At 30.2% G+C, this 6,240-nt stretch carries 7 protein-coding genes; all 7 read left to right on the top strand.

Translation table 11 applies throughout. From position 1 onward, the window contains the following. Positions 1-829: peptidoglycan-binding domain-containing protein (locus J3U42_RS11990; RefSeq protein WP_267336567.1), on the top strand; the 829-nt coding region annotated here is incomplete at its 5' end. Positions 830-833: 4 nt separating this feature from the next. Then, positions 834-2,252, top strand: coding sequence for a hypothetical protein (locus tag J3U42_RS11985; RefSeq protein WP_267336566.1), 1,419 nt, complete (start codon positions 834-836; stop codon positions 2,250-2,252). 16 nt (positions 2,253-2,268) lie between these two features. Further along, positions 2,269-3,687 carry a hypothetical protein gene (locus J3U42_RS11980; RefSeq protein ID WP_267336565.1) on the top strand — a complete coding sequence of 473 codons (1,419 nt, stop codon included), beginning with the start codon at positions 2,269-2,271 and terminating at the stop codon, positions 3,685-3,687. A gap of 16 nt (positions 3,688-3,703) precedes the next feature. Then, positions 3,704-5,122 (top strand): hypothetical protein, encoded by a 1,419-nt coding sequence (locus tag J3U42_RS11975; RefSeq protein WP_267336564.1) that lies wholly within the window; start codon positions 3,704-3,706, stop codon positions 5,120-5,122. Positions 5,123-5,184: 62 nt separating this feature from the next. Beyond that, the gene (locus J3U42_RS11970) at positions 5,185-5,616 is read left to right on the top strand and encodes a hypothetical protein (RefSeq protein ID WP_267336563.1); all 432 of its coding nucleotides are present in this window, start codon (positions 5,185-5,187) and stop codon (positions 5,614-5,616) included. Further along, complete coding sequence (locus tag J3U42_RS11965; protein WP_267336562.1) at positions 5,580-5,924, top strand: hypothetical protein; 345 nt, start codon at positions 5,580-5,582, stop codon at positions 5,922-5,924. The genes J3U42_RS11970 and J3U42_RS11965 overlap by 37 nt, the downstream gene beginning before the upstream one ends. A 54-nt stretch (positions 5,925-5,978) precedes the next feature. After that, the coding region (locus tag J3U42_RS11960) for a hypothetical protein (RefSeq protein WP_267336561.1) at positions 5,979-6,240 on the top strand (262 nt) is incomplete at its 3' end.

Raw genomic sequence — 6,240 nt, 5'->3', positions numbered from 1 at the left:
TCTTTTCCAAAAAGGCGATAAAGATGAAATAATTCGAGAAATCAATATCCGCCTTGCCGGTTTTGGTGGCAATGTCCCGACTGATGAGTTTACGGAAAGAACGGAAAACATGATCAAACAGTTTCAACGTGACTATATGAAAGTTGAAGAAACGGGTGTTGTTGATATGCAAGTAATTGAAGCGATTGATACGTTTCAAGAGGAATACCCAATAGCAACATATTTTGCTCAAGCTAAGTGTAAATGTTCAACATTGAAATTAATAGGCGATGATAAAGCATGTGGAGGATTTGGACTCGGGAAAAATTCTGAGCAAAAACAAAAAACAACAATTATTGAACAGAAAAGAGAATATGAATATCCAGGGTTACATAGAACGTTATTTTGGGTATTAAGAGCCTGGAAATTTTATTTGAAACACTTTGATCAACGAAATATGAAAATTGAAAAAGTTGAATCCGGATATCGCTGTTGGTCTGATAATAATGCTCATAATGGCAGACAAACGACGAATCATATGGGAAAAGCGCTAGATATTCATATGGTTTACGACAATCCAAAAATTACAAAAGCTAATTTGTGTGATGATGCAAGAGAAGTGATGATTAAGTATTGTGATGCTCAATACAGATGGGCTACCCCAAATTTTGTTTCTTTAGAGCCAGGAAATCGAGTAAAAATATCTACAGATAAAGCTGTAGCACCAACATGGGTACATTTTGATGTCAGAAGTTTTCAATTAGTTTATTTGAAAGATGAATACTTTGCGAAAAGCGTTGAACAAGTCAATGGCATATCAATGCAAACATTAATCACTAATAAAGGTTAACAATATGCAACAAAGTAATTACTATTTTGTATTATTTTCTCTATTATTAAATTTAATCGTATCATCAGCGATAGCTGATGAAAAAAAAGCGCCAGATAATTGGGGAATTATTTATGGTATAAGTGATACATTGGTAGATGAAACAACGATTGATTTTGATATAAAATTACGTGGTAATAAATTTTATTTTAATAATCAGTCGTTTTTGATTAAACGTAATACGATGCCTGCAGAAGATTTTTTTGTAAGCAATAATATAGAAAAAACATATTTTTCTTTAAAAGAGCGGCAAGCATTATTAGAGTATAATTATAATATTAAATTAAAAGATAATATTACTTATCTTCAATTTGATAAAAATATTGATAATAGCCTATTAAAACAGTATGTAACACAAAATCGGCAGGCCTTATTATTGGATGATATGCTGGTTTTGTTTGGAAAAAATGGTAAGCCGGTATTTTATTCAAGACCTTATTTTGAAAAAGAATTTATTAAACAAGTTCCTTCGTTAGCCACAATCAATGTTCCGTTTAATGCAAACGATGCTTTTGTGCTATATCGAGACCACGTATTAAAACCGTTATCCATTCATTTTAAAAATTTTTTAGATATTCCTTGGTTTGCAACAGATATATCCGGAGCAAAATATCCTTCTATTTCACCGATTATAAATCCAATATTAATTGATGTAGGTTGGGATAGTGGTGATATTGATTCCTATTTATATCTGTTTTCTAATGATTATAAGGTTCTAGATAAACTGGTGTTATTTGGTTATCGGACTACAACTCGAGGCGGTCCAGGCGGTAGCGGTTACACGGTTGGTTATCATTATTTTACCATTGACAAAAACTATTTTATTGAGCGTCGCCAACGTTTTGAAGATGAAACAATAGAAGTACAACATTTTCAAGTGACAAAAGAAGGGAAGTTTCAAGAGTTACCTGTCACGTCAAATTGCTACAGTGAATTAGCGGTTAAAGATAACAAAACACATTCAACAAAAAGCCTTTTACTAACCGATAAACAAGCAAATAATTATATGCGCTTTGAAAGTAACAAATTCATTGAACTTTATGATATCACACTAACCTTAAATCCTGCTGATAAAAAGCTTTGTGTTAATTATCAACAAGCCTATTCATTCACCTTTGGTAAAGCGAAATCAAAACAGTTATTTGGTAATGAAAAACACTATCAACAGCAAGTTGAAAATTTTAAAAAATTTAATATAGATATTAGTAATGAGTTGGAATATATCACATTTGACATTATTGGCAAATCACCATTATCTAAATTTCTACTAAATGGAAATAAAGCGATTTATATGAATGAAATGCTCTTTATTGTGGGTGAAGATTATCTCGCAGTCTACAGACAGCCTACAGAAACTGAATTAACCTATCAAGAAATGAATTAGGATTAAGGTTAACAATATGAAACAAAGTAATTACTATTTTGTATTATTTTCTCTAATATTGAATTTAATAGCATCATCAGCGATAGCTGATGAAAAAAAAGCGCCAGATAATTGGGGAATTATTTATGATATTAGTGATTCATTAGTAAATGAAACAACGATTGATTTTGATATAAAATTACGTAGTAATAAATTTTATTTTAATAATCAGTCGTTTTTGATTGAACGTAATACGATGCCTGCAGAAGATTTTTTTATAAGCAATAATATAGAAAAAACATATTTTGCTTTAAAAAAGCAGCAAGCATTATTAGAGTATAATTATAATATTAAATTAAAAGATAACATTACTTATCTTCAATTTGATAAAAATATTGATAATAGCCTATTAAAACAGTATGTAACACAAAACCGGCAGGTAGTATTATTGGATGATATGCTGCTTTTGTTTGGAAACGAAGGTAAGCTAGTATTTTATTCAAAACCTTATTTTGAAAAAGAATTTATTAAACAAGTTCCTCAGTTGCCCATAATCAATGTTCCGTTTAATGCAAACGATGCTTTTATTTTATATCGAGACGATGTATTAAAAAATTTATCCATTCATTTTAAAAATTTTTTAGATCTTCCTTGGTTTGCAACAGATATATTCGGAGCAAAGTACCCTTCTATTTCACCTCTTATAAATCCAATATTTATTGATGTAGGTTGGGATAGTGGTGATATTGATTCATATTTATATCTGTTTTCTAATGATTATAAGGTTCTAGATAAACTGGTGTTATTTAGTTATATAACTACAACTCGAGGCGGACCTGGCGGTAGCGGTTACCCTGTTGGTTATCGTTATTTTACGATAGATAAAAACTATTTAATTGAGCGTCGACAACGTTTTGAAGATGAAACAATAGAAGTACAACATTTTCAAGTGACAAAAGAAGGAAAGTTCCAAGAGTTACCTGTCACTTCAAATTGCTACAGAGAATTAGCGGTTAAAGATAACAAAATACATTCAACAAAAAGCCTTTTACTAACTAGTAAACAAGCAAATAATTATATGCGCTTTGAAAGCAACATATTTAATGAGCTTTATGATATCACACTAACCTTAAATCCTGCTGATAAAAAGCTTTGTGTTAATTATCAACAAGCCTATTCATTTACCTTTGGTAAAGCAAAATCAAAACAGTTATTTGGTAATGAAAAACGCTATCAACAGCAAGTTGAAAATTTTAAAAAATTTAATATAGATATTAGTAATGAGTTGGAATATATCACATTTGACAATATTGACAAATCACCATTATCTAAATTTCTACTAAATGGAAATAAAGCAATTTATATGAACGAAATGCTCTTTATTGTGGGTGAAGATTATCTCGCAGCCTACAGACAACCTACAGAAAGTGAATTAACCTATCAAGAAGTGAATTAGGATTAAGGTTAACAATATGAAACACAGTAATTACTATTTTGTATTATTTTCTCTATTATTAAATTTAATAGCATCATCAGCGATAGCTGATGAAAAAAAAGTGCCAGATAATTGGGGAATTATTTATGGTATTAGCAATACATCTGTAGATGAAACAACGATGGATTTTGATATAAAATTACGTGGTAATAAATTTTATTTCAATAATCAGTTGTTTTTGATTAAACGTAATACGATGCCTACAGACGATTTTTTTAAGAGTAATAATATTGAACAAGCATATATTGATTTAAAAGAGCAGCAAGAGTTATTGGAGCATAATTATAATATTAAATTAAATGATAACATTACTTATCTTCAATTTGATAAAAATATTGATAACAGCCTATTAAAACAGTATGTAACACAAAATCGGCAGGCAGTATTATTGGATGATATGCTGCTTTTGTTTGGAAAAGATGGTAAGCCAGTATTTTATTCAAAACCTTATTTTGAAAAAGAATTTATTAAACAAGTTCCTCAGTTACCCACAATCCATGTTCCATTTAATGCAGATGATGCATTTATGCTATATCGAGACGGCGTATTAAAAAAGTTATCTATTCATTTTAAAAATTTTTTAGATCTTCCTTGGTTTGCAATAGATATATTCGGAGCAAAGTATCCTCCTATTTCATCTATTATAAATCCAATACTAATTGATGTATTCTGGGATAGTGGTGAGTCGGATTCATATTTATATCTGTTTTCTAATGATTATAAAGTGCTAGATAAACTGGTATTATTTGATTATCGGACTACAACTCGAGGCGGTCCTGGCGGTAGCGGTTACACGGTGGGTTATCGTTATTTTACGATAGATAAAAACTATTTTATTGAGCGTCGACAACGTTTTGAAGATGAAACAATAGAAGTACAACATTTTCAAGTGACAAAAGAAGGAAAGTTCCAAGAGTTACCTGTCACTTCAAATTGCTACAGTGAATTAGCGGTTAAAGATAACAAAACACACTCAACAAAAAGCCTTTTACTAACTAGCAAACAAGCAAATAATTATATGCGCTTTAAGAAAATTACATTCGATGAACTTGATGATATCACACTAACCTTAAATCCTGCTGATAAAAAGCTTTGTGTTAATTATCAACAAGCCTATTCATTTACCTTTGGTAAAGCAAAATCAAAACAGTTATTTGGTAATGAAAAACACTATCAACAGCAAGTTGAAAATTTTAAAAAATTTAATATAGATATTAGTAATGAGTTGGAATATATCACATTTGACAATATTGGCAAATCACCATTATCTAAATTTCTACTAAATGGAAATAAAGCGATTTATATGAATGAAATGCTCTTTATTGTGGGTGAAGATTATCTCGCAGTCTACAGACAGCCTACAGAAAGTGAATTAACCTATCAAGAAATGAATTAGGATTAAAGTAATGAATTAGGATTAAAGTAATGAATCTTTTCCTATTATAAGTTTATGCGGTTTTGTCATATGTTAGTAAGTTAGACGCAAGCAAACAAGAATCAACAAAACAAGGCTTAGAGCAACAAAGAAAAGATTATCAAAGTTTTCCGAAAAATGATAAAGAGGAGTCTGAAAAGAAATTAACATCGGAACAACTTAAATTATTGGGTTATATAAATAAGTTAGAAGAGAAATATAAGTTATGGGAAAAAACCAAAGAAAAAGCGACAAAAATGCTTTGGTGGGACGGTGTAGCCAAAGGTTTAACTAAGCAAAGTCAAAAGACAAAACAAAGCGACACTGAAAAAGATAAGACAGAGGACAGCTCAAAGCATCAAACAGAAACTTCATCAACGTCAGCCACCTTGAGTCAAAATGATAAAATAATTGAAAACTGGCTTTTTACCGAAAAAATGTGTGGGCAACTAAAGCTGAATCTTGGCATAATTTAAAAAGAAGAATGTTCCATGTCGAACTTAATTATAAAAGTCCAGATGTTCCTACTGATAATCAATATCAAGCCCTTGCAGATTTATATATTGAGGCTTCGGATATTGAAGGATGTTGGCCAATAATAGTACCTCATATTGAAGTTGATAGAGGTATTGCAAATGGTCATGGTGATCTTACTGATTTTGATTATAATAAATTTTACTCTATTTTAAGGAGTAGAAACGTACCCATAGATGATATTCCACATTTTGAACATGACAGATATTGGGGATATAACAAATCAAAAATCCCATTTGCTAACGATTAATATTCATGGCCACCAGTTTTAAAAGGCAACCCTCTCGGTAAATAAGGATATTATATGAAACAATTAATTTTATTATTATTGCTATTACCTAACTTATTATTTGCTCAGGAAATATATAAAAATTCTTCTAATCAACAATATTTATCTTTAGGTAGTACGGAAAATGGTAAGCAAAATTTTTTAAATTTTAAAAATGGGATGATTGATTGGATAAGTCAGTCAGAATTACTTCAAATGCAACAAGTAGATATTTTATCACCACATGTTTTTTGGGATAAAGTCAACAAAAATTCTATAGGGTTCCATGCGAGTGGTT

The sequence above is a fragment of the Gilliamella sp. B2923 genome (assembly GCF_026536565.1).
In the GTDB taxonomy this organism is placed as follows: domain Bacteria; phylum Pseudomonadota; class Gammaproteobacteria; order Enterobacterales; family Orbaceae; genus Gilliamella.
This window is presented reverse-complemented; position numbering and strand designations above follow the sequence as displayed.